This window comes from Streptomyces huiliensis (genome assembly GCF_020037025.1).
Taxonomy (GTDB): Bacteria; Actinomycetota; Actinomycetes; order Streptomycetales; family Streptomycetaceae; genus Streptomyces; species Streptomyces huiliensis.
This window is the reverse complement of the sequence record NZ_JAIQLH010000431.1, coordinates 1-426: the sequence shown is the minus strand read 5'-3', so window position 1 is coordinate 426 and position 426 is coordinate 1. Positions and strand designations below refer to the sequence as shown.

The window sequence follows — 426 nt, the reverse complement described above, 5'->3', positions numbered from 1 at the left end:
CGCCGCCGCCACCCCGGCGGAAGGCCCTCGCCCGGTTGTCGGTGCTGCGCGTATAGGAGCGCGTCCGCGCCCGTACGCATCCGCGGACGCGCGCACGCGCCCGCGCACACCACCGACGACACCCGCAGAGGGGTTCCTTCACCATGCGCACCACCACGCGCCGCACCACCACGCGCCGCACCACCACGCGCCGCACCACCACGCGCCGCACCACCACGCGCCGCACCACCACGCGCCGCACCACCACGCGCCGCACCACCACGCGCCGCACCACCACGCGCCGCGCCGTCCTCGGCGCCGGCCTCGCCTCCGCCGCCGGCGGACTGCTCACCGCCTGCTCGGGATCCGGATCGTCAGGGCCCAAGAAGCCCGTCGCCTACGTCGCGCCCGACGGCAAGGAGGTCGCCGCCGCCGAGGCGCGGCGAA

1 protein-coding gene is annotated in these 426 nt (G+C 77.7%); it reads left to right on the top strand.

What is annotated here, in order from left to right; all coding sequences use genetic code 11:
• Window positions 1-143: 143 nt before the first annotated feature.
• The coding region (locus JNW98_RS34735) for a hypothetical protein (RefSeq protein WP_223772265.1) at window positions 144-426 on the top strand (283 nt) is incomplete at its 3' end.